Origin of the sequence: Pseudoalteromonas sp. SG41-5, from assembly GCF_014164495.1 — a bacterium.
GTDB classification, from domain to species: domain Bacteria; phylum Pseudomonadota; class Gammaproteobacteria; order Enterobacterales; family Alteromonadaceae; genus Pseudoalteromonas; species Pseudoalteromonas rhizosphaerae.
Genome location: NZ_JACJFH010000010.1, coordinates 1 through 26,865, shown reverse-complemented (window position 1 = coordinate 26,865; position 26,865 = coordinate 1). Strand labels below are relative to the sequence as shown.

Here is a 26,865-nt window from a genome sequence, read left to right as displayed (position 1 = left end):
GATGATCCCAGAACTCGGTTATTTTTCCCTAACACTGGCCATGGTGCTGAGTGTTTTATTGTGTATTTTTCCTCTATGGGGCGCACATACTGGTAATTTACGGTTAATGCGTGCAGCTCCTTCATTAGCTGTTGGCCAATTTGTATTTGTATTAGTGTCATTCGCTGCCTTAATTTATGCCAGTTTAACCGATGATTTTACCGTCGCGTACGTGGCTTATCATTCTAGCAGTACCTTGCCTTGGTATTATAAAATCACTTCAACCTGGGGTGGGCACGAAGGTGCTATTTTATTGTGGCTAGTAATGCAAGCCGGTTGGACAGCAGTAGTAGCACTGCGCTCTAATTCACTGCCTTGGATACTGCGTGCTCGTGTATTAGGTGTGTTAGGCTTTTTAGGTGTTGGCTTTATGCTTTACACCCTGTGGATGTCAAATCCATTTGAATTATTACTGCCGTATTTTCCTGTCGAAGGGCGCGACCTTAATCCGCTATTACAAGATCCAGGGATGATCATCCATCCACCTTTATTATATATGGGTTATGTTGGTCTATCGGTTTCTTTTGCATTCGCAATTGCAGCGTTATTAACAGGTAAACTTGATAATACGTGGGCTAAGTGGTCACGTCCTTGGACAATGACTGCGTGGGGATTTTTAACACTAGGTATTACTATTGGAAGCTGGTGGGCATATTCCGAGCTTGGCTGGGGTGGCTGGTGGTTTTGGGATCCCGTTGAAAACGCATCGCTTATGCCTTGGTTAGTAGCTACTGCATTATTGCACTCATTATCGGCAACCGAAAAACGCGGTGTATTTAAATCATGGACCGTATTACTTGCGATTGCTGCATTTTCATTGAGTTTACTGGGCACCTTTATTGTTCGCTCTGGCATTATTGTGTCAGTGCATGCGTTTGCTACCGATCCTGATCGTGGCTTATTTATCTTAGCGTTTTTAGCGATAGTGGTTGGTGGTGCGTTAACCTTATATGCATTTAGGGTATCGCAAGTACGCAGCGAAGGTCGTTACAAACTGGTATCACGTGAAGTGGCGTTATGGCTCAATAATATATTTTTAGTGGTTGCTACATTTATTGTGTTACTGGGTACTTTATTACCTATGGTTCATAAAGAAATGGGCTTAGGCAGTATTTCAATTGGCGAACCATTCTTTAATAAAATGTTTGCCATTATTTTGGTGCCGTTTGCCATCTTAATGGGCACTGGCCCTCTGTTACGTTGGAAGCAAAATAAGTGGTCTTTTTTACAAAATAAACTACTTGTGTCAGCGTTAATGAGCATAGTGATCAGTGCTGCTTGGTTATATTCAAGTTATGCCAGCGTAGCGCCTTTAACTTTATTGGCGACCACGCTTGCGATATGGATTGTGATCACCACCGGTGTTGATTTATATGTTAAAGCTACTTTGCAAACTAACTTTAGCCAAGGTCTTAAAAGGTTAGGACTTAGTTATTGGGCTATGGTACTAGGGCATGTTGGTATTGCCTTTGTTATCGCAGGTGTCACTTTAACTTCGGCGTATTCGGTTGAACGTGATGTTTCGATGAAGCCGGGCGAAATCGTACAGTTAAATCAATATCAGTATCGTTTTGAAGGGGTATACACTATTCGTGGTGCAAACTACAGTGGTCATGCTGGAGAAGTGAGCGTCCTGAAAAATGATAAACTAGTCACTGTACTGCATGCTGAAAAGCGCCGTTACGATATTGGTATGCAATTTATGACTGAGGCTGCAATTGATGCTGGCTTTACCCGTGATTTATACCTTGCTCTGGGTGAGCAATTAAATAACGGCGGTTGGTCATTGCGCATCTATCACAAGCCATTTGTACGTTGGATGTGGATTGGTGGTGTATTGATCTCACTTGCCGGTTTTATGATTTTAGGTGACAAACGTTACCGTACTAGCAAGAAAAAAACCGATAAGTCACAGGAGAAACTGGTATGAACCGCAAGTTGTTAGCGCTGATACCTCTGCTGGCATTTGTTTTAGTGTGCGTGTTTTTATTTCAAGGTTTGTTTTCAAACCCAAGAGAAATTCAAACCGGTCGGTTAGGTCAGCCAATGCCAGCCTTTGATTTACCTGATTTAATGCAGGATTCAAAGCGTTGGCAAGATAGCCAATTAAAAGGCGATGTATATCTACTCAATGTATGGGGCACTTGGTGTCCTACCTGTTTAGCTGAATTAGATTATTTAACCCAATTGCGAGAGCAAGGCGTTAAAATTATCGGGCTTTACTATGTACAAAGTTATGATGCTGACTTTGATGGTGAATTTGATATGCCAGCGCTACGTGAAGAAGTGACGTCAATGTTAAGTCGTGCCGGTGATCCGTATCAGTTTAATATTCTTGACTTACACCGTACTCTTTCGCTTGATTTAGGTGTGTCAGGTGCACCTGAAACATTTTTAGTGGATAGCAAAGGCACCATTTTATTGCACCATACTGGCGATATAAACCCACGAGTTTGGCGTGCTAAATTTGCTCCCTTGATGCAGGAATTACAGCCATGAAATATTTTTTAATTGCTTTAATGATACTAGCCAGTGGCATAGCTATGGCAGAGCAAGATCGTTACCAATTTGATAACAACGAACAAGCGCAACGCTTTACTGAGTTAACTAAAGAATTACGTTGCCCTAAATGTCAAAATCAAAATATCGCAGATTCAGATGCTGTGGTTGCGAAAGATTTGCGCGAAAAAGTATTGGCGTTAGTCAAAGAAGGCAAATCGAAAGATGATGTGATTGAATATATGATTGACCGCTATGGCTATTTTGTTCACTACGATCCGCCAGTAACGCCAGCAACATTAGTGTTATGGGTATTACCTATTTTGATTGTGGTATTTGGCTTTGGCTTTATTATTTTTCGTCAACGTAAGGCTGCGGTTAAGCAAACATGGAGTGAGCAAGATGAGGCGTTATTAGCCAAGCTCATTGCGAAAAATGAACGTCAGGAGCAGATTTAAATGATACTAATGTGGGTTTCTTTTGCATTATTAACCTTATTAGCTGTGGCGTTTGTGGCATTACCGTTTTTGAGTAAAGAGCGGGTACAAAGTCTCACTTACAATGCTAATTCAGAGCTTATTGCCATCTACCATCAGCGCCTTGGCGAGCTGGCGAATGATTTAGCAAATCAACGTATTGATCAAGTTAACCATGATGAGTCTGTGATTGAGCTCAAACGTCGTTTACTAAATGAGTTATCGCCTGAAAAATCACTGATGAGCAGAGGCAATAACCGTATTTTTGCATTAACAGGCAGTGCATTTTTAATCGCTTTTACCGCTGTATTTTATACCGCAACTGGTTCACAACAACAGTTGCAGAACTGGCACAGCGCCATGGATAATTTAGCAGCTTATGGTGAACGAGCCGTGATGCAACAAGGCGAACCTTTAACCCAAAATGAATTACAAGCGTTTGCGTTAGGGCTACGCACTAAACTTGCGCAAAGTGGTGATGATCAAGTGGCTTGGATGCTACTCGGTCGTGTTGCAATGTCATTGAATGAATACGACATGGCGCAACAGTCATTTGATAAAGTGCTACGCATGGATCCTGACAACATGCCTGTGCTGATCAGTTACAGCCAAGTACTATTACTTGAAGGCAGTGATGTAAATATGACGCGCGCTGCGGGTATGCTCTCTAAAGTGCTCAAAGACGATCCAACTAACCTTGATGCTATTTCATTGTTAGCGTTAATTGCTTATGAGCGTCATGATTGGTTGCAAGCAAAAGCAGCATTCGAAGTGCTTTTAAAGAGTATGGATGAGCAAGATACTCGCTATGACATGATTGCTCAGCGAATTACTGAAATTGAACAAAATATTACAGCTGAAAACACACAACTAGCACCTGCGTTGCAACCACAAGCTGAGCAGGGCAGTGGCGAGGATAATAACGCAGCTAAAATGAGTGCTATCAAAGTTACCGTTAATCTTGCGCCACAGCTTGCGGACAAGCTTCCAATCCAAGGTACCTTATTCGTATTTGCAAAAGCTGCCAATGGTCCGCCAATGCCGCTCGCAGTGGTAAAATTAACAGATTATAGTTTTCCAATTGAAGTACAGTTAAGTGATAGTAATGCTATGGTCGCAGGGTTAACGCTTTCAAGCGTTGATAAAATTATTTTAACTGCACGCATTTCAAAGGATGCATCAGTAATGCCTTCAACGGGTGAGTTGGAAGGGCGTTCAGATGTGTTAGAACGTAGCCAAACCAAGGCTTACGATTTACTTATCAATGAATTAATACCTTAAGGATAAAAGATGTTAAGACAGAGTTTAGTTTTGTTTGGGCTATTGGTGCTAGCAGGATGCGCGCAAGTGCCTGACGAAAAAATAGATGAGCGAGATCCACTACAATCATTTAACCGTCCAATGTATGATTTTAATATGGATGTACTTGATGCTTATGTTCTGCGCCCTGTTGCGGTAGGGTATGTGGCCGTAACACCAACACCGGTGCGCCGTAGTATCGTCAATTTTACTGGCAACATTAGTGCACCAACTGATGTAGTTAATGCCACGCTACAAGGTAAAGCGGGTAACGCAGGCGTGAGCTTAGCGCGGTTTTTAGTTAATTCAACTGTGGGTATTTTTGGCTTATTTGATGTTGCGACATCGCTTGGTTTGAATATTGTCGATGAAGACTTTGGTCAAACTCTGGGGGTATGGGGAATAGGCGACGGTGCTTATTTAATGCTACCGGGAATGGGACCGTCAACAGCGCGTAACCTAACGGGTGCAGTGGTTGATGGCTATGTGTTACCAAAAATTGCCTTAACCACGCCACAAACTGTATTGGTGTTTGCGTTAAAGGCTGTAGAAGCTCGGGCTTCTTTAATACCACAAGAAAGCTTATTGAATGAGTCACTCGATCCGTATATTTTTATGAAAGACATTTACTTTCAACGTCAGTTATATGAGTTGTATGATGGTAATCCACCGGTTGAAAAAGAGCCCGACGATTTTGATGAAGACTTTTTAGAAAGCCTTTAATGTGTATTTTCAGGTTAAATAAAAATGCCAGCGTCTAAGCTGGCATTGTTATTTACGGTATTATTTATTATCCTGCCAGCACTTTCATTTGTTCATTAGCCCAGTTAACGGCATCATGATACGCATCTGGCACTTTACCAGCGCCAAGACCAAGCTCATCTTTAATCGCGTTTGCACCTTGCCAATTGGCTTGTTCGTATAATTTTACTAAGCGCAGATATTGTGCCAGTAAACCTTGATCCTCTAATAATGCTAACTTTATGTCGTTGGATAATGGTAGCTTTTTCATCACGCTTTGCATATCTTCATCTAATATGGCATCCATTAATGACATCATACCGGTTAAAAAAGCCATGCCCGTATCTTTGAGTTTATTATGGTTTATAGCTAGCAACTCAGTAAAGCGTGCTCTGGTTAACGATAAGCGTATTAACTCTGCGGGTTTATCACCAGCAACTTGAGCTGCAAACAACAAGGATAAAAACTTTTTAATTTCTGCTGCACCTAGCACAATTAGTGCTTGTTTGATGGTGCTGATCTCAGCTCTGCGCTTAAATGCCGCTGAATTACTATAACGTAATAATTTATAAGAGAGGTTTACATCTCGCTCAAATACGTCGGTAATTTTCTTTAAATTGACTTCAACAGTGGATGTCTCATAAAGCAGCTCGGCAAGAGCTATCTCTGATGGCGGCAAGGTTTTACTTTGCACCATTTCTGGTTTGGAAAAGAAAAACCCCTGAAAGTAAGTAAAGCCAAGATCTAATGCTAATTGATACTTTTCGTAGGTTTCTACCTTTTCTGCTAATAATTTTATATGCGGATAAGGTTTAATTTCTTCGATTATGGTGTGGATAGTGTCAACGTCACAATTGATAAAATCTATTTTAATAATATCAATAAAAGGATAAAAATGACGCCATACAGGCTGGTGAATATAATCATCCAGCGCGAGCGTATAACCTTTTTGTTTTAAGTCTTTGACGATCGCGAGCAAGCGTTTCCCTGGTTGAATTGTTTCGAGTATTTCTACAACAATCTGATCTTTACCAAGCAGAGTTGGGTAGCCTTTTTGTAATGTTTCAAGCGTAAAGTTGATATACGCTGGTTTATTATCGGTGAGATCTTCTAAACCAAAATTGAATTGACTACCTTCAATTAGCCGAGTGGTTGCCTCGTCACCATCAATATCAGGGAATACATTATCAACGCCATCACGAAAGAGTAGCTCATACCCTACAAGTTGTTTGTTTCGATCTAAAATTGGTTGGCGTGCAGCATAAAAATACATAAACAGCGGGTCCACATCAGTTAAGCGATTACTTGGGCAATATAAGATAAAACAGCATAAATAGCATTAATTATATTTAGAATATCAATGCTATAGTATTAATTAATTGATACATCATCGATCTAATCCTAAGGTAATTAAGTATTAATTACCATGTTCTGTAGTTAAATAATTAACCATCAGATAAAAACAACTCCACCTTATATCATTACTTGGCTACCTCAGTAAGTGGAGTTATTCACCCTTTGCGTGATATAGTCAAGTTCTAGGTTGGTTTTTACACCAATAATGACTTTATATAGTATTGATTTATGAGTCATTATTAGGATTGAAAGCCAGGTTTTAACTTCAGAGTTGGAGGCGAGTTTGGAAACTGGAATGATTATTTCTTTAGCTGCGTATTTTATCGTAATGCTAGGTATTGGCTTGTACGCTTATAAGCAGTCTACCGCCGATGTGTCGGGTTATATGTTGGGTGGCAGAAGTTTATCACCAGCTGTAGCTGCACTATCTGCAGGTGCATCGGACATGAGTGGTTGGCTACTTATGGGTTTACCCGGTGCTATGTATCTATTTGGCTTAAGTAAAGTTTGGATTGCGATAGGTTTAGTACTTGGTGCTTGGGCAAACTACTTTTTAGTCGCGCCAAGGCTACGTGTCTATACTGAAAAAGCGAATGACTCGATTACCATCCCAGATTACTTTGCTAATCGTTTTGCTGATAATAAAAATATATTACGAGTCATCTCGGCAATCGTGATCATCGTTTTCTTTACACTTTATACTTCTTCAGGCGTTGTCGCTGGCGGTAAATTATTCGAAAACTCATTTCAGATGAGTTACGAAACAGGGCTTTATGTGACAACCGGAGTCGTCGTACTCTATACATTGTTTGGTGGTTTCTTAGCTGTTAGTTTGACTGACTTTGTGCAAGGTTGCATTATGTTTGTCTCGCTACTTGCTGTACCTATTGTTACTTATACGATGCTAGACCAGCCAGTGTTAGACACACTTGCTAATGCCAGCTATGACTTGCTGTTAAGCGCTCCGAAAGAGAGCGAAGTCCACTCGCTTAATATGTTAGATTGGTTTGCTGGTGGTTCAACTATCGCTATTATTTCTGCAATGGCATGGGGCTTAGGTTATTTTGGTCAACCGCATATCATAGTACGTTTTATGTCAGTACGGTCAGTGAAAGATATGCCAACTATGCGTCGTATTGGTATGTCGTGGATGACTTTATCAGCGATTGGTGCAGTGTTAACTGGACTATTTGGTGCCGCTTACATGATCGAAAATCAAATGCTGATTGACGATAAAGAAACTATATTCTTAGTATTATCTGAATTGGTTTTCCATCCACTTATTGCCGGCTTTTTACTTGCTGCTATTTTAGCTGCGATTATGAGTACTATTTCATCTCAGTTATTGGTTTGTTCAAGCTCTTTGACTGAAGACTTCTATAAAATTTATTTAAACCGTGATGCATCACAAACCGAGCTGGTTTTAGTTGGGCGAATTAGTGTACTACTCGTTGCATTATTTGCTATTTATTTGGCTTATGATCGCGATAGTTCTATTTTAGATTTAGTAAGTAATGCATGGGCTGGTTTTGGGGCTGCGTTTGGCCCGTTAGTATTACTTAGCTTGTATTGGAAGCGAATGAATCTACAAGGTGCGATCAGTGGCATGGTTGTGGGTGCAGGGACAGTGTTGATCTGGATATACGCGCCAATCACTATAAATGGTGAGAGCCTCAGCAGTATCATTTATGAAATTATACCGGGCTTTATACTTGCAACAATTGCAATCATTACAGTGAGCTTATCAACAGCGCCACCAAATAAAGAGATCACCGAATTATTTGATGAAGTTGAACGAGGGCTATAACGGGTAGTAATTTTTATAACTAAAAAAGGGCAATTAATTGCCCTTTTTTAGTTAGTTAACTTGTAATTTTTTAGCTTGCTTCTTTATCTGCGCTGGCTTTAATCGACGCTACATTTTCTTTTTTTACTTTCGCCGTAGGTGTTTTCTGTATTGCCTCTTTGCCGCCTTTAAGTACATTCATAAAGTCGTCTTTACTTTTAGCAATCTCAAGTGCGAGCGATTCGATTTGTTGTTCGCTTAGTGGCACATCAACTTTCTCAAGCATAACCTCAAGCGACTCTGCTATATCAAGCATTTTGTCATACGCGTCAGCTTCTTTTTTAGTAGTAAACGTCATACGCTCGACTCCGTTTCTCTCTACAACATATTTAACAACAACAGCCATGATTTCTCCTGCCAATTTGCTTGGTGAATAACAAGTTCACCTTGATTGATTACTGTTTTTATGTACAGTAATTGTTTATTGGTCTTTTTGCAAGTGAACATTTTTATTTTTTACTACTAGGATTTGACAAAGAGGTACAACTTTACTTTATTTAAATAGTCGCACTTTTTTAGTATGACTTTATTTGGAGGTAGTCCAAAAGTGAAGGCATTAAAATCAACTATTAATTGAGTCCACGTATGGATATCATGGAGGAGAAACATGAAGTTTTTAACTTTAATAGTGGTAGTGCTTGGCTTAGCTATTTCATTGCCTAGTAGCGCAGCTGTAACTAAAACAGAGACTGCTGAAAGTATGAAGAAAGTTCAGTTAGTCAATGTGAATCAAGCAACAGTCGAACAGCTTACTCAGCTGCCGGGTATTGGTAAATCAAAAGCGCAAGCGATAATTGATTTCCGTACCAAGCAAGGCAAGTTTAAGTCTGTTGCAGATTTAGCGCAGGTGAAAGGTATTGGCGAAAAATTAGTCGCTAAATTGGATGGCAAAGTTACATTCTAAAAATCAGCAGGGCGAATTATTCGCCCTGCTCAAATTGCTTAATAGCGTGCCTTAAATAGCGTTTAGAGAATTGAATTTCGACTGGAGTGGTTAACAACGGGTAGCTTAACCCGGCCAGAAGTAAAGCTGGAAGTAACAACCAACCTTCAACATACGCTAATGATAGAAATACTGGGATCAATAAAACCAGCTTTATAATACGCAAACTGATTTTTTGCATTGGAGTTAACATACTCACTGCAATCGCAATTATTTGCTGACGTTGACGTATTTTAAACGATTTTAATTGCGTTACTTGACTTGAAAATAATGCCATCATCACAGCGACTTTTTAATTATTAAACGACTTGCTACAACGGCCATTAGTATCAGAGTAAATGCGGCAAAAATGATCTCCATCCACGCCGGCATACTTAGCCCTGCAAATTGCCAATCGATGTTGCCACAGTCACCTGTTGCAGCAAAAAAATGTGGCATCCATTCGTGCAATGGTAATGGGAAATTAGGTTCGAATTCACAGCTAAACGCAAAAGGATCGGTGGTAGTTTGCATATCGATATGTTCGCGTGCAATTAAATAACCCCAAATACTGGCAACTGCCCATGCAGAAAATGCTGTTAGACGGCATATTACATTCGTGGGTTTAATTGCACCGAGTAACCCTGCGGCTAATAACCCCAGCATGGCAGTACGTTGGTAAATACACATAATGCATGGCTCTAAGCCCATTTGATATTGAAAAAACAATGCGATTACTTCAAAAATAAAAGCACTAAAAGCGAGCAGTAACCAAGCACTGCGCTGTTGGGCTAAATTTGCTAACCAAGTCATAAAATATCCAATCTATAATTTGTAGATGAATTATGACTTAGTCATTAAACTAGGCGCAAGGATAAATATGATTTGTAACAATAAAAAAGCTGCCGAAGCAGCTTTGTTTTTTACTCTTTAACCTAAATATGGGTTAAGGGATTTACTGTCCAGAGTTTGGATATTTAATGCCCTGAACTTCCTATACTTTGTAAGCTTGCGCTGTGGTGTTCAATCCAACCCCATTGATAGAGTAAATCAGTTACCTCACTAAGCCCTAGATATGTAGAGCTTAAACCAACAACCGTAAGTACAATGGTATAGGGAAGTGCCATATAAACCATACGCCCGTAAGATAAACGTAATACGGGAGCAAGTGTTGATGTTAGTAAGAATAAAAATGCAGCTTGTCCATTCGGTGTGGCTACACTTGGTAAGTTAGTACCAGTATTAATTGCTACTGCTAATAAATCAAATTGGTCGCGACTAATTTGTCCTGCTTTTAAAGCCGCCGCTACTTCGTTGATGTAAACAGTGCCAACAAACACATTATCACTGACCATCGAGAGTAGGCCATTAGCGACAAAAAACATAACTAACTGTAATTGCCCTTCAAATGTCAGTACCCAAGTTATTACAGGAGTAAATAAGTGTTGATCAATAATTACTGCAACGATTGAGAAAAATACACATAACAGTGCAGTAAACGGCAATGCTTCTTCAAACGCTTTTCCTAGTTGGTGTTCTTCGATTATACCAGCGGACGCAGTTGCAAAAATAATGACGGATAAGCCAATTAAGCCAACCGTGGCAAGGTGTAAAGCTAATGCAATGATCAACCATACAGCAATAAATGACTGAAACATCAGATTAACTTTATCGCGTTTAGTGCGTTTGTTATCGAGCTCTTTTGCGTGATCAGCAAGTATTTGATGAATCGGTTCTGGTAACTTTGCGCCATAACCGAAGGTTTTTGTTTTTTCGAGTAATATTGTAGTAACAATACCAGCGATGAATACAGGCATAGTAACAGGCAACATACGCAAGAAAAACTCCCCAAATTGCCAGCTTGCTCGTTCTGCAATAATAAGATTTTGTGGTTCACCCACCATAGTACAGACTCCACCAAGCGCGGTACCAATCGAAGCATGCATTAATAAGTTACGTAAAAAAGCTCGAAATTCTTCAAGTTCCTGACGATTAACTGGGCGTACTTGGTTATCATCGTTAATGTCATGTTCACTAGTGGAGTCTTTCCCTGAGGCGACTTTATGGTAAATACTGTAAAAGCCCATAGCGACAGCTATGACCACCGCCATTACTGTAAGTGCGTCTAAAAAAGCAGAAAGAAATGCTGCAGAAATAGTAAATGCTAAGGAAAGTACAGTTTTGCTGCGAACTGATACCACCAAGCGGGTGAAAATATAGAGTAATAAATCTTTCATAAAGTAGATACCTGCGACCATAAAGATCAACAGTAAGATTACATCTACATTTTGAACAATTTCATGCTCTACTTGCCCGGCAGTTGTCATGCCTATAAACAGTGCTTCAATTGCAAGTAAACCACCTGGTTGCAGTGGATAACATTTCAGCGCCATCGCGAGAGTAAAAATAAACTCTAAAACTAATGCCCAACCAGCCATATAGGGATTGATATGAAATAACACAGGGTTAATAGCTAAAAAAGCAATAATTGTGTATTTATACCACTGTGGGGCAGAGCCTAAAAAATTCTTAAAAATTGCATTGAAAACACTCTGTTGCATAGGTGTTCCTTATTATTGTACATTTAAGTATAACTGTTGTTGGTTAAGTTAATTCAGTCTAGCCGTGGTGTAAACAAAAAAGCTATAAACAACATCACGTACCTTTTATCCATTTAATATGCCGCGCTATATTAAGTGTAGCTGAAATAGCGAAATGGGTATTTTTATTCAGTCCGTATAGTGTGCATAATGACGTTAAATGTCTATTACTCTTTGTGGTCAATCCCTTCAATTTAGTATAAAAGAAAGCGACACTGAAAGAGTGATAAATTAGCCTGTATCCATTTTAAAAACGTGGCGAGAGTAGAGGCTTAAGCCTGTCGTCGTGGGTGAATTAATGAAGTGACTTTACTTGTTAGTTTGGCTTCATCTGGTACAATCAGTCAGTTAATCGTTTAAAGTAATGTTATGTGGTAACTCAAGTGGGAATTGAATGAGAATTTTTAAAGCGAAAAGCCCAGCAGGGTTTGCCGAAGAGTACATTGTTGAGTCAATTTGGAATGGTGATTTTCCACCAGGTTCTATTCTTCCCGCTGAGCGAGAGTTATCAGAATTAATCGGTGTTACTCGTACAACCTTACGTGAAGTACTGCAGCGTTTAGCGCGTGATGGTTGGTTAACAATCCAACACGGTAAACCGACTCGAGTAAATAACTTTTGGGAAACCTCAGGACTTAATATTTTAGAGACCTTAGCGCGTCTTGATGAAGATAAAATGCCCGAGTTAACCGACCAGTTACTTTCTGCGCGTACTAATATTAGCGCTATCTATACTCGCGCTGCCATTAAACTAGCACCTGATCGCGTGATAGAAATTCTTTCAAAAAGTGATGAACTTGAAGATAGTGCACAAGCTTTCGCTGATTATGATTATAAAGTACATCATGAGTTGGCTGTTGCAGGTAATAACCGTATTTATGTACTTATTCTTAATGGTTTTAAGGGTTTTTACTCTAAAATTGGCTGTCATTACTTTTCAGATCCAGGCACGCGTCAGTTAGCGCGTCAATTCTATAAAGATTTAACCATACTTGCTGAGAAACGCGAACATGACGGCGCAATTTCAATGATGCGGAAATATGGTCATCAAACAGGTGAGATCTGGCAAAAAATCCGTGGTGATATGCCGGAAAATATCATGGATTAACTCTGCATTTACTGTGTAGTTATATCTATAAGGAGCCTGCATATGCAGGTTTTTTTTCGCTGTTATTAATGACAAACAGCGAGTGATACACCGCGTTCGTATTTTTCGATGAGTGACATCGGAAAATACGATTGTTATTTTAAGTCTTTAGTCTCTAAAATATTCTGATAATTATGCATGCTAGCCCTTGGTATTTATTTTTTAGATCCCATATTAAAGGCAAGCATTGCGTAAGCAATTAAAAGCAAACTCAAATATTTGGAGAATAAAATGGGTGTATTAGTAGGCCGCCAGGCACCAGACTTTACCGCTGCAGCAGTACTAGGTAACGGCGAGATCGTAGATAGCTACAATCTTCACGAAACAATCAAAGGTAAAAAAGCAGTCATCTTCTTTTACCCATTAGATTTCACTTTCGTATGTCCTTCTGAACTAATTGCTTTTGACAAGCGTTATGAAGAATTCCAAAAGCGTGGCGTAGAAGTAATTGGTGTTTCAATCGATTCACAATTCTCACACAACGCATGGCGTAACACTGCTGTTGCAGACGGCGGTATCGGTGCAGTTAAATACGCACTAGTTGCAGATGTTAAGCACGAAATCTGTAAAGCATACGATGTTGAGCATCCAGAAGCGGGCGTTGCATTTCGTGGTTCATTCTTAATTGATGAAGAAGGTAATGTACGTCATCAAGTAGTAAATGACTTACCACTAGGTCGTAACATCGACGAAATGCTTCGTATGGTTGACGCTCTAGCGTTTCACACTGAGCACGGTGAAGTATGTCCAGCTGGTTGGACTGAAGGTAAAAAAGGTATGGATGCAAGCCCAGCAGGCGTTGCTAAGTTCCTTTCAGAAAACGAAAGCGACCTATAATTTAGGCCTTTGTTTTAGAATATGAAAAACCCGCCAATTTGGCGGGTTTTTTATTTAGGGTAGTCGCTAGAAAGCGAATGACACTTTGGTGTAGATATAACGTCCGCGAGGGTTGTGAACCGCGGAAGCATAACCGTATAAATCACCATCACCATCACCAATTGCAAATGGTGGCTCTTCATCAAATAGGTTATTTACGCCAATCGAGATCTTGGTCGATTCGGTAATACGATAAGCCGTTTGTAAATCAACTAAGACTTGTGAATCAACCATTCTTGACGTGTTGCTATCAAAATCGAGGGTGCCATCAAAATCAATATCAGGCGTATCTTCAAACTCACCCACATAGCTGATATTTACATTAGTATTGAATTCACCAAGCTCCCAATTAGTTGAGAACATCCAGCGGTGTTCAGGGTAACCATATTCACCAGTATAATCGCGACCGTCTTTTTCAAACTTGTCTTGATAGGACCATTCTAAGTTGAACTTAAGTAAACCAAGATCATCCAAGGAGTGATTATAATTTGCTGAGAAATCAACACCAGACACTTCCTGCGAAGAGACATTTTTAAAAGTGCTATGAATTTTTTGGATAACACCAAGGGTTTCGCTTCCGGCTGGGGCTAGGCGAACACAAATCGTACTGTTTTGGTTGTTACATTCTGCGTCATAAATTGGGCCGAATGCTTGTTCATCAATTTTGTTATCTTGAGTAATACTCCATACATCAATACTAAAGCCAAGTTCAGCCATAGGAGCCCAAATAAAACCAACGTTCCATGATTCAGATTCTTCAGCTTGTAAATCAGGGTTACCAGCAAATTGGATATTGTAATCAAGAGCTTTACAATCAAGACCTGTAGCACTACAGCGGTAATTATCAATAAAGAATTGACTTTTCTCTGATGGACCTAGACCTATTTGTGCTAGTGAAGGTGCTCTAAAACCTTGTGCCCAAGAGCCGCGAACAGTAATTTCATCAGTAGGTGCCCAGCGCAGCGCTACTTTAGGATTGGTTGTGGTACCAAAGTCACTGTAATCATCGTAACGACCTGCAAGTTGTAATTCTAAGCTATCAGCTAATGGGATTGAGAATTCAACATAGGCAGCGTATTGGTCCCGCTCAGCGGCAGCAGAAACGGACTCAGTACCAAAAATTAAACCTCGCTGAAATTGATCATCAGGGGTATCACTGACATCCTCTTCACGGTACTCAATACCAGCCGCCATCATCACGACATTGTCACCAAAACTAAACGCTTCGCCAGTGATGTTGGCATCAAAAGAGGTCATATGTGATTCACCACGACGAACTAGGCTGGTTGAAATACGTTCAATGACTGCAGGATCATTATAAGTGCCGCCAAATGGGTTGTAGTTGCCGGCATCTATTTCTTGCTGTAAAAAATCAGTTCTTACCCAGCCTTGAGTACGATCACCGGTTTGCATTGATTTACTACGGCCTTTTTGTACAGCGGCTTCCCAGCTCCAATCGCTAATTTCACCACGTAGACCGGCAACAAATCGCAAAGTGTCTGACTCAATATCCCATTGACGGGCACCCGCATCAACAGTTCTATAGTAGTTGATAATTACTTCTTGATTGAAAGGATTATTTGGATGATTCCCTGGGACTGTTAAACCTGCATCTTTATCTAATGGTGTTGGAGCACCTGCGGCAATTGAATTGTTGTGTTGAACAGCCATTTCCATAAAGGCAGTAATACCATTATCAAAGTTATATTCAAACTGAGAAATCGCGCCAACGCGTTCAGAAGCTGGGGCAATATAGCCATAGGGTCCATAATCAAACACACAACTATCGCTACCACTAATTTGATCTGCAGGACAACTTGGATCTGGAGTTTGGACGCCATTCACGCCAAATGTACCTGGAAAGCCACGAGATGAACGGAAATCTTCACCACCATTCGCGGTTTGATTAGCAGTGCCTAAGCGGCCCATTTCATCTGATGATAAAGAGGTGTTTTTAAAGTAATCGATGATCACAGACGCACTGCTTTTTTCGTTTGAGGTACCCCAAACTATGCTTGCTGAGGTTTCTTCATAGTTAGGGCCGTCAGTACCACCATAACCTAAATTAACTTCTAAACCATCGATGTCTTTTTTCAAAATAATATTCACCACACCTGCAACGGCATCGGAACCATAAATTGCAGAGGCACCATCTTTAAGAATATCAATACGTTTGATAGCAGAGACCGGAATACTGTTAATATCAACAAATGAGTTAGTGATACTCTCCGCAAATGCGCTTATAGCTACTCGACGGCCATTAATTAATACAAGTGTTGCATCAGCGCCTAAACCTCGTAGCGATACCGCTGCAGAGCCGTTAGCGGTCGAATCCTGATTATTACCGCGAGTAGAAAAAGTACCATTACCAGCAGCAGGCATTCTTTCCAGTAATTGTTGTAAGTTGTCATAGCCCATATTATCGATATCGGCGCGACTAATTGATTGTACTGGGGAAGGGCCTTCAATATCTGTTCGCTTTATTCTAGAACCCGTCACTTCAATACGTTCAACTTTTTTTGCTTCGTCCGCAGCAAATGATTGAGAAGTATAACCCGCTGTTGAAAGTGCAAGTGTTACACAAGCGATTAGCTTAGGTTTAAATGGGAGTATGTTCTTCATCCTTAAATCCTTGTTATAATGTTAATTTTATCTGGTCAAATGAACCACACACATCAATACCATGTAACAGGTTTGTTATCAAATTGAATTGTAAAGAGGTGTACTATATTTGATACAGTTAGAAGGATTTAAGGGATATAAATAAAAACGCCTAACTGGGTTAGGCGTTTTTGAGGTTGTTTAGATAGATTAAACTTTGTGCTTCATTAACCGTTCTTTTTCGCGAGACCAGTCTTTGTTTTTACCGTCTTCACGTTTGTCATGCATTTTTTTACCTTTACCAAGGTGGAACTCAAGTTTCACCCAGCATTTTTTCCAATACATGGCAGTGGCGATTAATGAATAGCCATCGCGCTCAGTCGCACCGACTAAGCGATCTAGCTCGCGTCTGCTTAATAATAACTTGCGATAACGTAATGGATCGCAAATAACATGGGTTGAAGCACTATTGAGAGGCTGTATTTGACTGCCAAGCAAAAACGCTTCGCCATTTTTAAGGTGAATGTATGTTTCAGAGATGTTTACTTTACCAGCTCGGATACTTTTTACTTCCCAGCCTTGTAGTTCAACACCAGCCTCAAACTTGTCGTGTAAAAAATACTCATGACGCGCCTTTTTATTTAGCGCGATAGTATTACTTGTCGATTTAGATGAATTTTTCTTAGCCATAGTGGCCCATATTATACGTAAAGCTCTGCTTTTTACATCGATTTTTTATTTTTGCTAATAAAAAAGTGTTTGTAAATAAAGCGCCATGAAAGTTTGGGGAAAAACGCAAAGCTTGCTAAAATTCGCCCACACAGTTGGGAGTGAGTATGCCACAAATAGAAAAAAGTGCGCTAGTAATGTATAGCAGCAAAGAAATGTTTGATTTAGTCAATGATGTGGATGCTTATCCTGAATTTTTACCCCATTGTTCGGATGCAAAAATTATTGCACAGCAAGGTAATACCATGACGGCAAGTTTGGAAATTTCCAAAGCGGGTATAAAAAAATGGTTTACTACTGAAAACACCTTTGTAGATGATAATACAGTAACGTTGCGCTTAGTTGATGGGCCATTTAAAGCCTTGCAAGGGCGTTGGCATTTTCAAGTGTTGGATGACAATGCATGTAAAGTTCAGCTACAGCTTGAGTTTGAATTTGCGAGTAAATTAATTGAACTTGCGTTTGGGCGCGTATTTAACGATGTTGCAAAAAACATGGTGAATGCATTTACTCAACGCGCTAAACAGGTATATGGACTGCGATGATGATAAAAGTTGAAGTTGTGTATGCATTACCTACCACGGCAACGTGTTTGCTTGTTGAAGTACCAGTTGGTACAACAGCAGAAAATGCCGTGATGCAATCAGGTATCCTCGCTAAGTGCCCTGAAATTGATGGCTTAGCATTAACCTTAGGAATATGGAACCGTACCTGCAAGCTTACGCAAGTGCTTGAGGATGGCGATAGAATTGAAATTTACCGTCCTTTAATTGCTGATCCTAAAGACGCACGACGAAAACGTGCAGAAAAAGCTAAAGACGAAGGTCGTGCTAATAAAATTACAGGTGGGCGACCGCTTGATAAAGCTAAATAATAGCTCAAACAAAAAAGGTTAGCTGTTGCTAACCTTTTCGTAATTTACTGAACTGGAGCGTTATTGCTCAAGCGGTGTATTAAACTCTGCGGGTTGTTCATAGTCACCACTGAGCGATACCAATTTTTCATTTTCAAAATTAATAGTCAGTGATTTACGTTGTTCGTTATCACGGCCAAGATTAAAAGAATATAAGTAATGCCACGTGTTTTTATCGAAAGCGTCTTCTGCAACAGGTTTACCTAATACATAAAGAACTTGCTCACGGGTCATATTGATACGAAGCTTGTCAACATCGGTTTGTTCTAAAAAGTTACCTTGTGGGATGTTGATACGATAAACCCAGCTAGAACAACCGGCGGTTGCGCTTAAGGTCAGAGCAACGATAAACCAAAGAGAAAAAGTTTTTAACGACTGCATTGTTTGTTTGGATCCTTATTTTTTATAAACTGCATGATACCGATTAGTCACCTAAGGTAAAACCCTTTTGAGTAATTGTTTGTGACTTAATTTTTACTATCGATGTTTGGAGCGTAATTTTGACCTCTGAGTCCGCAAAAAGTTTAACTACTACTGAAAATACTATGACAACTAAGATCTCCACGTGGTCACTTTATATTGTACAAACACGTTTAGGGCATTGGTACACTGGGATCAGCACGGATGTGGCAAAACGATTTGCAGCACATCAAGCGGGCAAAGGGGCTAAAAACTTAAAGGGGAAGGGGCCACTGACTTTAATATATCAATGTGAAGTCGGTTCTCGCAGTGAAGCCAGCAAGCTTGAGATAAAAATTAAACGCTTAAGTAAGGCACAAAAGCGAGCGTTTGTTAGCTCTGGGATTTTGCTAACCTGAATTCAGTTTAAAATATATTTACTATCTACAATTTAGCTCAAAGAGTGTTTATATCGTTTATATCAAGTTGGCTAATAAATGCGGCAATATAATTAACTGCATCAATATAAAGCGCTTGGTCAATATTATTTAGTAGGTCGGAACTTTTATGATGGTGGGGGTCATGACCCATGCCAAAGTAAATATAAGCAATTCCGGCTTTAGCAAACGCATAATGGTCGCTTGCTCGGCGCCAATCAATACTATCTCCGAGGGTCATTCTGTTCATTGTGGTTGATGAACTAGCTACTTTTATCTTTAAATTATGCTCAGGCACCTGCTGTAGTTGTGCTTGTAAAGCACTGCGTTGTGCATGTGAGACAAAGGCATATAAGATTTTTTTTGGCGGCTTTACTGCTAACATATCCAAATTAATATTTAGCACGTTTACGCTGTCGTCGATTTGCAATTGACTAACAAAATATTCAGCTCCATGTAAACCATTTTCCTCTGCGTCAGTAGCAACAAAACTAAGTTGGAAAGGCAGATTTGTGTGTGCGAAGCGTTGCGCTAGGAATAACAAGGCACTGACGCCACTGGCATTATCGTTTGCGCCTGCATATAAAGTGTTACCACGCATACCTAAGTGATCATAATGAGCGGTAATTACCAAATGAGTCTTGACTAAGTGCGGTGGTTTTAAAGTCGCAACTACATTTTGCCCCGTTGCTTTTGAAGACCAGCCATGGCTGTAACTAAACGGCTGTAATTGTGTATTGTAACCGAGCGTTTGCAGTCGCGTACTAATGTATTGGGCACTGGTATGCGCGCCGTCGGTATTGGTTTTTCTACCGCTTAGAGCCGTAGAGCTTAGATGCCTCAGATCATCGATCAGCTGTTGCTGCGCGCTGCTATTACTTTGGCACAATGTTGAAAAGCTGAGGCTCAATAGCAAAATAAAATAGTTAATGATTAATTACTCGCGCAGTCATGTCACTTAGTGCCTGTAATTTATTTTGATAACGTTGCTTATCATGGTCAAAATCGGCATGTTTATTAGCCAAACGTAATTGGCGATATGCTTGCTTAAAATCACCTAACTGATAATAAGTGCGGGCAAGACCAAAGTAGCTATCATGAATATCATCATCAATTCTTTTTGCTTTATTGAAATGCTTGATGGCATCTTGATAGTTTTGTCCAAGGTATGCGTTATTTCCTAATGACACATGATAATACGGATTACTTTGGCGCTTCAAATCAAGTTTATATAAAATCTTGTCTGCCAGCTCAGGACGGTCGGTGAGTTGATACAGTAAAGCTAAGTTGCCCAGTGCTGTATTGTTGTCGTTATTAAGCAGCAAAGCATAATTATAGGCTAATTCGGCGTTATCATACTGAGAATCAAGGCGAAGTAATACGGCTAAGTTACCCCATGCAGCAGAGTAATATTTATCTGCTTTTGTTGCCGCTAAAAAGTAGCTATAGGCTAAATCATAATTTTGATTGAGCATTGCCGCTGCCCCTTTATTGTTATAAAACATCGCGGTAATTCGTTGTTTGCTGATGGGGGTCGTCTGAAATTTCTCACCTCGCGAGTTCGGATCAAAATCAATCACTAATGAGGTTTTTGCGTCATACACATAAGTCACATTAGTGTGGTTATTACGACGCTGTGTGACGATCAAATTAATATGCCCAGTCAATAAGTTATAGCCTTTATTTAGCGCCCAATACTCAGGAATATGAACCGTTTGAAATTGCCCCTGCATGCCTAAATATTCCGCGATACTATAGGCCAAAATCGATAATGATAAACAGTTAGCATTTAAATCTCGGTAGGCTTGATTGGCGGTTAGGGTAGCCCCTGCTTGATATAGTAAGGATGCATCGCCATTTTCTAACAAAAAGTTTAGTAACTTTCGAGTTGTGTTTAAATTGCGTTTAGTACTTGGAAAGGCTGCATCGAGTTGTTGTGTTATTGTATCGCTTAAGGTAAAAATCTGTTCACTACTTTCTACTGGGTAAAGCGTGAAAGATTGGTTTTCAGTCACTGGTGGCGGGATGAGTATTGGTTGATTACTCACACTGGTACAGGCAGAGATACTAAAAAGCAGCACAATGACTGCTAGCTTATAAAGCCGCGTTAATATTGTCATAATCATACCCCAACTAATTACTGACTTATTAAGTTTAGTCTGTTTTTTAGTCGGGGTAGATGTTAAATGTTACAAACTGTGTCAGCGCTTTTCAAAGGTGGCGACTAAACTTGCTAAGGTTTGTGCGCTGGTTGCAAGTCCTTTGATCGCCTGCTCGGTATCAATTTGTTCTCGCATTGCCATATCGCTGATCTCACTAATTTGTTCAATATTGCGGCCGACGTCAGCAACCACACTACTTTGCTCTTCAGTAGCTGTTGCAATCAAGGTTGCCATATCATTAATTTCATTAGCGGTATTGGTAATGGCATCAAGCAACTGCACAGAGCTTTGCATTGTTGCTACGCTGTACTGAGCTTTATCTTTGGACTGGGCAATATGTTCAACCACATTGGTAGCTGTTTTCGCGAGCTCTTCAATCATTGATTGAATTTCAGTCGTTGATTGTGACGTACGGTTGGCTAAGGCTCGTACTTCATCCGCAACCACGGCAAAGCCGCGGCCATGTTCACCAGCACGTGCTGATTCAATTGCTGCATTTAGTGCTAATAAATTGGTTTGCTCTGAAATACCACGAATAGAGTCAACAATACTGGCAATAGTCTGGGTTTTATTGGCAAGCTCAGTCACTTGTCTCGCAATTGTGTCAATATCACTGGCTAATGCGGTAATACTCTGTTGGCTTTGCACTACTTGCTGGTGGCTCTGTAATGTATTCGCTTTACTATCTTCGGTCAGTTTTGCGGCAGTTGCGGCGCTGTGGGCAATTTCTTGCACTGTCGCGCCCATTTCGTTGATTGCTGCTGCAACAGAGATAGTCTGCTCTTTTTGGTTGTCCATTGCCTGTGAGTTATGCTTGGCTTGAGTAAATACCTGATCTGAGCTTTGACGAATTTTTAAACTTTCGTGGGAGACTTGCGCAATGGCGGTTTCAATTTTATCAATGAATTGGTTAAAACCATTCGTTAATGCTGATAGCTCAGGCTGGTCACTGTGAGGTAAACGGTAAGCTAGATTGGCATCACCAGATCCTAAACGAGTAAATAACTCTGCCATTTTTGATAGCGGTGAAGCTAACGAACGAGCCAGTAAAAAACTAACGATACATGCCAACAGCGCAATTGCGATAGCAAAACTTAAAATTTGCCATTGTAAAGTGGTGATCCCGGCAAACACTTCTGCTTTTGGTACTTGTGCAACCACATAGAGTTGAGTGTTTTTAATCGGACTCGCCGCTAGGAAAAAAGTGTCGCCATTGAGTTCGACTTCTTGCAAGTTAAATTCATTGCTTGTTAATAATTGACCACTTACTTGATGACCATACAAGCTATCTAGATTTGTTTTTTCTACTTTATTAACGTCTTGATGGAGTTTAATTACGCCTTTATCGTCAGTGATAAATACAAAACCGGTTTGCTCGATAGTAAATTTATTTAGCAGTGCCTGCATATCATCAATACTTTTTGCCAGTCCAGTTAAGCCGATGCCATTGATCTGTTGATGATTTACAAACATTTTTGTGTCGCCATTAGGCTCTTGATATAAGCTAATAGAGTAAGCTTGATTGGCGTTTTTAAAATCAAAAAACCAGCCATCTTGCTGCCTATCTAATACTCTTAAAAAGCCATCTTGATTCCAGTACTGCGCGGTATCGCGATTTGCCCATGATGCGGTTGCTAAGCCGTATTGTTTTACCAGACGATTTAATTCTTTGATTAAAACGTCATCATTGTTATCACGACTATTTGCCCACGCGAGTATAAAATGATTACTTGATACTTGTTCGGCCGCACTAAGCAATTCATTTATTTCTAAGCTGATATAGTTATTAATTGCGTGTAGTTTACTGGGCAACTCAGATTGTATCATCCGTTGTTCGATAATGGTTTTGGCGGATAACAGCGCCGTAATGCCAATTAAGCTGGCAACTGACAGGGCAATAGCGATCCCTAAAATAGTGATCTTACGCGTGATACTAAGAGTTTTATACGACATTGTGGGTACTGAATTTACAAATTATGCGGGTATTTTAGCATGTTTTTTTCATGCAGTTCATCATCTATTAGAGTAAGTACTCAGTTTGTAATTTACTCTAAGATGTATTTTGACAAAGTAAATAAAATGAAAAAGCCCACTGCGTTTAGCATGTGGGCTTGGTTTCTAACAAGCGAAATTGTTACTTTCCAGGGTTAAACAATTTTCTTCATTGCTGACATGTAGCCACGCAATTTGGTACCAATGATTTCAACAGGGTGCTCACGCAGCGACTTGTTGATTGCAATTAGTGTTTGGTTATCAACATGATTACAGCGCTCGCCTAAGCCTCTACCAATCACATCAGTATCGATGTTTTGCATAAAGTCTTGTAACAGTGGCAAACATGCGTGATTGTATAAGTAGCAACCATACTCTGCAGTATCGGAGATCGTGCGGTTCATTTCGAATAATTTTTTACGTGCAATGGTATTGGCAATTAATGGCGTTTCATGTAGCGATTCATAATATGCTGACTCAGCTATAATACCTGCAGCAGTCATGGTCTCAAACGCTAATTCTACACCGGCTTTCACCATTGCAACCATCAATATACCGTTATCAAAAAACTCTTGTTCGGTGATTTCAACATCACCGGCAGGGGTTTTTTCAAAATTTGTTTCAGCTGTTTCTGCACGCCATTTCAAAAGGTTTGCATCATCATTCGCCCAATCTTCCATCATTACACGAGAGAACGTGCCATCGATGATGTCGTCTTGGTGTTTATTGTAAAGCGGGCGCATGATTACTTTTAATTCTTCACTTAATTCAAACGCTTTTACTTTCGCTGGGTTTGATAAACGGTCAAGCATATTTGTAACGCCGCCGTATTTAAGTGCTTCAGTAACCACTTCCCAACCGTATTGAATTAGTTTTGATGCGTAACCGGCGTCTATACCTTTTTCGATCATCTTATCAAAACATAAGATTGAACCGGTTTGTAACATGCCGCAAAGAATTGTTTGCTCACCCATTAGGTCTGATTTTACTTCAGCAATAAATGAAGACTTTAATACCCCAGCGCGATGACCGCCAGTACCCGCTGCATAAGCTTTAGCCTGGGCTAGACCATGTCCCTGAGGATCGTTTTCAGGGTGAACTGCAATCAGTGTTGGTACTCCAAAACCGCGCTTATATTCTTCACGAACTTCAGAACCTGGGCACTTAGGTGCAACCATTATTACGGTGATATCGTCACGTACTTGCATACCTTCTTCAACAATATTGAAGCCATGAGAATAAGCAAGCGTAGAGCCTTGTTTCATCATCGGCATGATTGCGTTTACAACCGCAGTATGCTGTTTATCAGGTGTTAGGTTTAACACAACATCAGCAGTAGGGATCAATTCTTCGTAAGTACCTACAGTAAAATCATTTTCTGACGCATTAAGAAATGATTGACGACGTTCGCTGATTGCAGAATCACGCAATGTGTAGGCAACATCTAAACCTGAATCTCGTAAGTTCAGTCCTTGGTTTAAACCTTGTGCACCACACCCAACAATAACAAGTTTTTTGCCTTTAAGTGCTTCAACACCATCGGCAAATTCAGCCGGATCCATAAATTCACATTGTGCTAGTTGTGCTAACTGTTCGCGTAAGGGAAGAGTATTAAAATAATTCGCCATTGTTAGTATCCTATAAATTTCGTATTTGTTAGATGCAAGCGCTTGCTGCTTTGCTTAAAGTCACCATAAGGAATTTTTACCCTTGCGTAAAATGATATATTTGCATTAAAGTATTTCAAAAAATGAAATGCTTTAATTAATAACCGCTAACTATTGGGATCACTATGGACCATAAACGATTACATTACTTTCTGGCACTTGCCAAAACCTTACATTTTGCCCGTGCCAGCGAGTTATGCCACATAAGTGCTCCCACCTTAAGTCGCAATATTAAACAGTTAGAGGATGAAGTTGGAGTCGCATTATTCAGTCGCGATAATCGCAGTGTAAAGTTAACAGCTGAAGGAGAATCGTTTATCGACTATGCAACGGCTACGTTAGCTAATTGGCAGCGTTTTCGAGCAAATGTACAAAATCCTGAGCAAACTATTTACGGTAAAGTAAGCATTTACTGTTCAGTAACTGCCTCTTATAGTTTTTTGCATCAACTATTAGAGCAACTGCGTTTGCAACATCAACATATAGAAATAAAGCTTAATACTGGCGATCCCGCAGTGGCAATAAACCGTGTGCTTGACGGACACGAAGCCATGGCAATTGCCGCAAAGCCTGATAAATTACCGACGCAAATTGCATTTGCCAGTATTGGTTATTCATCCTTGGTATTTATCGCGCCACGTATTCCGTCGTTGCTCACTGAAAAACTGGCCCAGTTTGGCGATAAGATAGATTGGTCTGAACTTGAGTTTATAGTGCCAGAGCAAGGTTTTACTCGTCAAAGGTTAGAGCTGTGGTGGCGTAAGCACGGTATTAATGCAAAGATCTATGCGCAAGTAGCGGGGCATGAAGCTATGGTGTCAATGGTGAGTTTAGGGCTAGGCATTGCCATGGTGCCAAAAATTGTTTTAGATAATAGCCCATTAAAAGATCGCGTTCAGGTGATCAGTGATCAAAAAGAAGCCCCACCAGGGTTTGAGATTGGTTTGGCAGTATTACGTAAAGAGTTACCAGATGCCGCGTTAAATGCATTATGGGAGATTGCTCAATCACTGAAAAACGTTAATAGCTTAGCTCCTTAGCCGAGTCTAAATACGCAGATGTAAAGTTTATTTACCTTGAATCGTTCCATATGTATCAAAAGTGTGAATGATTGTAATCGTCTAGGGATTAGTTATTAATACCTTGCTATGATAACGATATTGGGTTGTCTCTTTTGGCATAAATAACAACAATGAAGTCGATAGTTAATATTCTTACTGCGCTTTGCATCTCTGTATGGCTTACAGTACCTTGTTTTGCACAGCCATCAGAAATTGAGCCTGTGCAGGATATAACAACAGGGCAGTGGCACTTGAGCCTGAACACGGGATTAGGAGTTATAACAAATCCATTAGCTGGTGGAGGTGATTTACCATTAATGTTGATCCCGGATATAGCTTATTACGGTGAACAGTTCTTTTTTGACAATGGTCGCTTAGGCTATAGCCTGATACAAGACTCCCCACATACCTTTAATCTAGTCACTGAGTTTAATTCGGAAACTCGTTTTTTTGTTGATTGGCATCCAAGTAACATTTTTGCATTAAGATCAGATAGTTCATTTACGAGCAGTGAAAATGAACTTCAAATCCAACAACCTAGTCTAGATATCAGTGAGCTTGATAAGCGTAAATGGGCACTTGATGCTGGCCTGAGTTACCATTATAGCTATCAGCAGCATGTATTTTCCGTGCAGGCATTAGCTGATGTATCCGGAGTGTATGACGGGTGGCGAAGTGCACTGCAATGGCAAATGCACAAGAACATTGGTGAGTTACAGATTAAGCCGACTATTGGCATCTGGTATAAATCGGCAGCACTGAATACATATTTTTATGGCGTAACAGAAAAAGAGTCCCCAGTTCGTGCAATTGAGGTTGGCAGTAGTTGGCAGCCTTATGCTAAAATAGATGCCCGCTGGCCCTTAAATGGAGCCAACTCATTGCGTTTTCATCTGGCTTATTATGATTATTCCGCCTTAGCTGACGACAGTCCGCTGTTTGAACAAACGTATTCTCTGACTGCCTTTATAGGGTTTGATCATATTTTTTAATATGAAGTATTTACAACTTGGTGCGTGCGTCATTTTTTTGTTGGTATGGCCAAAGTTAGCTGTCGCAAAAAAAGATATATTAACAGTTACTCCAAAAGTCTGTGTGGTTTC

Annotated in this window: 26 protein-coding genes; 14 read left to right on the top strand and 12 right to left on the bottom strand. The window is 40.1% G+C overall.

Annotated features, from left to right (window positions below; all coding sequences use genetic code 11):
* The first annotated feature begins 1 nt into the window (after position 1).
* The 5 genes from H5232_RS04420 to H5232_RS04400 are packed head-to-tail and all read left to right on the top strand — an operon-like array spanning position 2 to position 5,036.
* Entirely contained in the window at positions 2 to 1,969 is a 1,968-nt protein-coding gene (locus tag H5232_RS04420) for a heme lyase CcmF/NrfE family subunit (protein WP_182794254.1), read from the top strand.
* Entirely contained in the window at positions 1,966 to 2,538 is a 573-nt protein-coding gene (locus H5232_RS04415) for a DsbE family thiol:disulfide interchange protein (RefSeq protein WP_182718169.1), read from the top strand. The genes H5232_RS04420 and H5232_RS04415 overlap by 4 nt, the downstream gene beginning before the upstream one ends.
* Positions 2,535 to 2,996: a cytochrome c-type biogenesis protein gene (locus tag H5232_RS04410; protein ID WP_182739671.1), complete on the top strand. Its 462-nt coding sequence runs from the start codon at positions 2,535 to 2,537 to the stop codon at positions 2,994 to 2,996. The genes H5232_RS04415 and H5232_RS04410 overlap by 4 nt, the downstream gene beginning before the upstream one ends.
* Positions 2,997 to 4,295 (top strand): c-type cytochrome biogenesis protein CcmI, encoded by a 1,299-nt coding sequence (gene ccmI / locus H5232_RS04405; protein ID WP_182718167.1) that lies wholly within the window; start codon positions 2,997 to 2,999, stop codon positions 4,293 to 4,295.
* A gap of 9 nt (positions 4,296 to 4,304) precedes the next feature.
* Positions 4,305 to 5,036, top strand: a complete 732-nt coding sequence (locus H5232_RS04400; protein WP_182718166.1) for a VacJ family lipoprotein — start codon at positions 4,305 to 4,307, stop codon at positions 5,034 to 5,036.
* A gap of 67 nt (positions 5,037 to 5,103) precedes the next feature.
* Here the strand turns inward: H5232_RS04400 and H5232_RS04395 are convergent, their stop codons facing one another.
* Positions 5,104 to 6,327 carry an EAL and HDOD domain-containing protein gene (locus H5232_RS04395; protein WP_182718219.1) on the bottom strand — a complete coding sequence of 408 codons (1,224 nt, stop codon included), beginning with the start codon at positions 6,325 to 6,327 and terminating at the stop codon, positions 5,104 to 5,106.
* Positions 6,328 to 6,705: 378 nt separating this feature from the next.
* Here H5232_RS04395 and putP point away from each other — a divergent pair, with 378 nt between their 5' ends.
* Positions 6,706 to 8,217, top strand: a complete 1,512-nt coding sequence (gene putP, locus H5232_RS04390) for a sodium/proline symporter PutP (protein ID WP_149981458.1) — start codon at positions 6,706 to 6,708, stop codon at positions 8,215 to 8,217.
* A 70-nt stretch (positions 8,218 to 8,287) separates the two neighbouring features.
* Here putP and H5232_RS04385 read toward each other — a convergent pair whose 3' ends face one another.
* Positions 8,288 to 8,602 carry a YebG family protein gene (locus tag H5232_RS04385; RefSeq protein ID WP_182718165.1) on the bottom strand — a complete coding sequence of 105 codons (315 nt, stop codon included), beginning with the start codon at positions 8,600 to 8,602 and terminating at the stop codon, positions 8,288 to 8,290.
* 261 nt (positions 8,603 to 8,863) lie between these two features.
* Between H5232_RS04385 and H5232_RS04380 the strand changes: the two genes are divergently transcribed.
* On the top strand, positions 8,864 to 9,160 hold the full coding sequence (locus tag H5232_RS04380) for a ComEA family DNA-binding protein (protein ID WP_182718164.1): 297 nt from the start codon (positions 8,864 to 8,866) through the stop codon (positions 9,158 to 9,160).
* Between the two features lie 16 nt (positions 9,161 to 9,176).
* Here the strand turns inward: H5232_RS04380 and H5232_RS04375 are convergent, their stop codons facing one another.
* The 3 genes from H5232_RS04375 to nhaB form a co-directional block, all read right to left on the bottom strand.
* Complete coding sequence (locus tag H5232_RS04375) at positions 9,177 to 9,479, bottom strand: DUF6170 family protein (RefSeq protein WP_182718163.1); 303 nt, start codon at positions 9,477 to 9,479, stop codon at positions 9,177 to 9,179.
* Positions 9,479 to 9,991: a disulfide bond formation protein DsbB gene (gene dsbB / locus H5232_RS04370; RefSeq protein ID WP_182739673.1), complete on the bottom strand. Its 513-nt coding sequence runs from the start codon at positions 9,989 to 9,991 to the stop codon at positions 9,479 to 9,481. The genes H5232_RS04375 and dsbB overlap by 1 nt, the downstream gene beginning before the upstream one ends.
* Before the next feature lie 164 nt (positions 9,992 to 10,155).
* Positions 10,156 to 11,739, bottom strand: a complete 1,584-nt coding sequence (gene nhaB / locus H5232_RS04365) for a sodium/proton antiporter NhaB (RefSeq protein ID WP_182718161.1) — start codon at positions 11,737 to 11,739, stop codon at positions 10,156 to 10,158.
* A gap of 433 nt (positions 11,740 to 12,172) precedes the next feature.
* Between nhaB and fadR the strand changes: the two genes are divergently transcribed.
* The gene (fadR, locus tag H5232_RS04360; protein WP_149981452.1) at positions 12,173 to 12,886 is read left to right on the top strand and encodes a fatty acid metabolism transcriptional regulator FadR; all 714 of its coding nucleotides are present in this window, start codon (positions 12,173 to 12,175) and stop codon (positions 12,884 to 12,886) included.
* Positions 12,887 to 13,156: 270 nt separating this feature from the next.
* Positions 13,157 to 13,762: a peroxiredoxin C gene (locus H5232_RS04355; RefSeq protein ID WP_145239274.1), complete on the top strand. Its 606-nt coding sequence runs from the start codon at positions 13,157 to 13,159 to the stop codon at positions 13,760 to 13,762.
* Positions 13,763 to 13,828: 66 nt separating this feature from the next.
* On the opposite strand, the gene H5232_RS04350 is transcribed toward H5232_RS04355, so the two are convergent.
* Entirely contained in the window at positions 13,829 to 16,423 is a 2,595-nt protein-coding gene (locus H5232_RS04350; RefSeq protein ID WP_182830586.1) for a TonB-dependent receptor, read from the bottom strand.
* Between the two features lie 189 nt (positions 16,424 to 16,612).
* A complete protein-coding gene (gene smpB, locus H5232_RS04345) occupies positions 16,613 to 17,092 on the bottom strand; it encodes an SsrA-binding protein SmpB (protein WP_064666579.1) in 480 nt (159 codons plus the stop codon).
* 146 nt (positions 17,093 to 17,238) lie between these two features.
* Between smpB and H5232_RS04340 the strand changes: the two genes are divergently transcribed.
* Both H5232_RS04340 and H5232_RS04335 read left to right on the top strand, forming a co-directional pair.
* Positions 17,239 to 17,676, top strand: coding sequence for a type II toxin-antitoxin system RatA family toxin (locus H5232_RS04340; protein WP_149981450.1), 438 nt, complete (start codon positions 17,239 to 17,241; stop codon positions 17,674 to 17,676).
* The gene (locus tag H5232_RS04335; protein ID WP_145239596.1) at positions 17,676 to 18,005 is read left to right on the top strand and encodes an RnfH family protein; all 330 of its coding nucleotides are present in this window, start codon (positions 17,676 to 17,678) and stop codon (positions 18,003 to 18,005) included. The genes H5232_RS04340 and H5232_RS04335 overlap by 1 nt, the downstream gene beginning before the upstream one ends.
* 60 nt (positions 18,006 to 18,065) lie before the next feature.
* Here H5232_RS04335 and H5232_RS04330 read toward each other — a convergent pair whose 3' ends face one another.
* Entirely contained in the window at positions 18,066 to 18,425 is a 360-nt protein-coding gene (locus H5232_RS04330) for an outer membrane protein assembly factor BamE (protein ID WP_145239264.1), read from the bottom strand.
* Positions 18,426 to 18,544: 119 nt separating this feature from the next.
* On the opposite strand from H5232_RS04330, the gene H5232_RS04325 reads away from it, so the two are divergent.
* Positions 18,545 to 18,862, top strand: coding sequence for a GIY-YIG nuclease family protein (locus H5232_RS04325; protein WP_182719322.1), 318 nt, complete (start codon positions 18,545 to 18,547; stop codon positions 18,860 to 18,862).
* A 37-nt stretch (positions 18,863 to 18,899) separates the two neighbouring features.
* Here the strand turns inward: H5232_RS04325 and H5232_RS04320 are convergent, their stop codons facing one another.
* The 4 genes from H5232_RS04320 to ilvC all read right to left on the bottom strand — a co-directional run bounded on the left by H5232_RS04320 (position 18,900) and on the right by ilvC (position 24,662).
* Positions 18,900 to 19,769 (bottom strand): M28 family peptidase, encoded by an 870-nt coding sequence (locus H5232_RS04320; protein WP_259400102.1) that lies wholly within the window; start codon positions 19,767 to 19,769, stop codon positions 18,900 to 18,902.
* 37 nt (positions 19,770 to 19,806) lie between these two features.
* Entirely contained in the window at positions 19,807 to 21,000 is a 1,194-nt protein-coding gene (locus H5232_RS04315; protein WP_182719323.1) for a tetratricopeptide repeat protein, read from the bottom strand.
* Positions 21,001 to 21,081: 81 nt separating this feature from the next.
* The gene (locus H5232_RS04310) at positions 21,082 to 22,995 is read right to left on the bottom strand and encodes a methyl-accepting chemotaxis protein (RefSeq protein WP_182830585.1); all 1,914 of its coding nucleotides are present in this window, start codon (positions 22,993 to 22,995) and stop codon (positions 21,082 to 21,084) included.
* Positions 22,996 to 23,189: 194 nt separating this feature from the next.
* On the bottom strand, positions 23,190 to 24,662 hold the full coding sequence (ilvC, locus tag H5232_RS04305) for a ketol-acid reductoisomerase (protein WP_182830584.1): 1,473 nt from the start codon (positions 24,660 to 24,662) through the stop codon (positions 23,190 to 23,192).
* A gap of 164 nt (positions 24,663 to 24,826) precedes the next feature.
* Between ilvC and ilvY the strand changes: the two genes are divergently transcribed.
* Both ilvY and H5232_RS04295 read left to right on the top strand, forming a co-directional pair.
* The gene (gene ilvY / locus H5232_RS04300; RefSeq protein ID WP_182759897.1) at positions 24,827 to 25,741 is read left to right on the top strand and encodes an HTH-type transcriptional activator IlvY; all 915 of its coding nucleotides are present in this window, start codon (positions 24,827 to 24,829) and stop codon (positions 25,739 to 25,741) included.
* 152 nt (positions 25,742 to 25,893) lie between these two features.
* Positions 25,894 to 26,754 carry a MipA/OmpV family protein gene (locus tag H5232_RS04295; protein ID WP_182830583.1) on the top strand — a complete coding sequence of 287 codons (861 nt, stop codon included), beginning with the start codon at positions 25,894 to 25,896 and terminating at the stop codon, positions 26,752 to 26,754.
* Positions 26,755 to 26,865 lie beyond the last annotated feature (111 nt).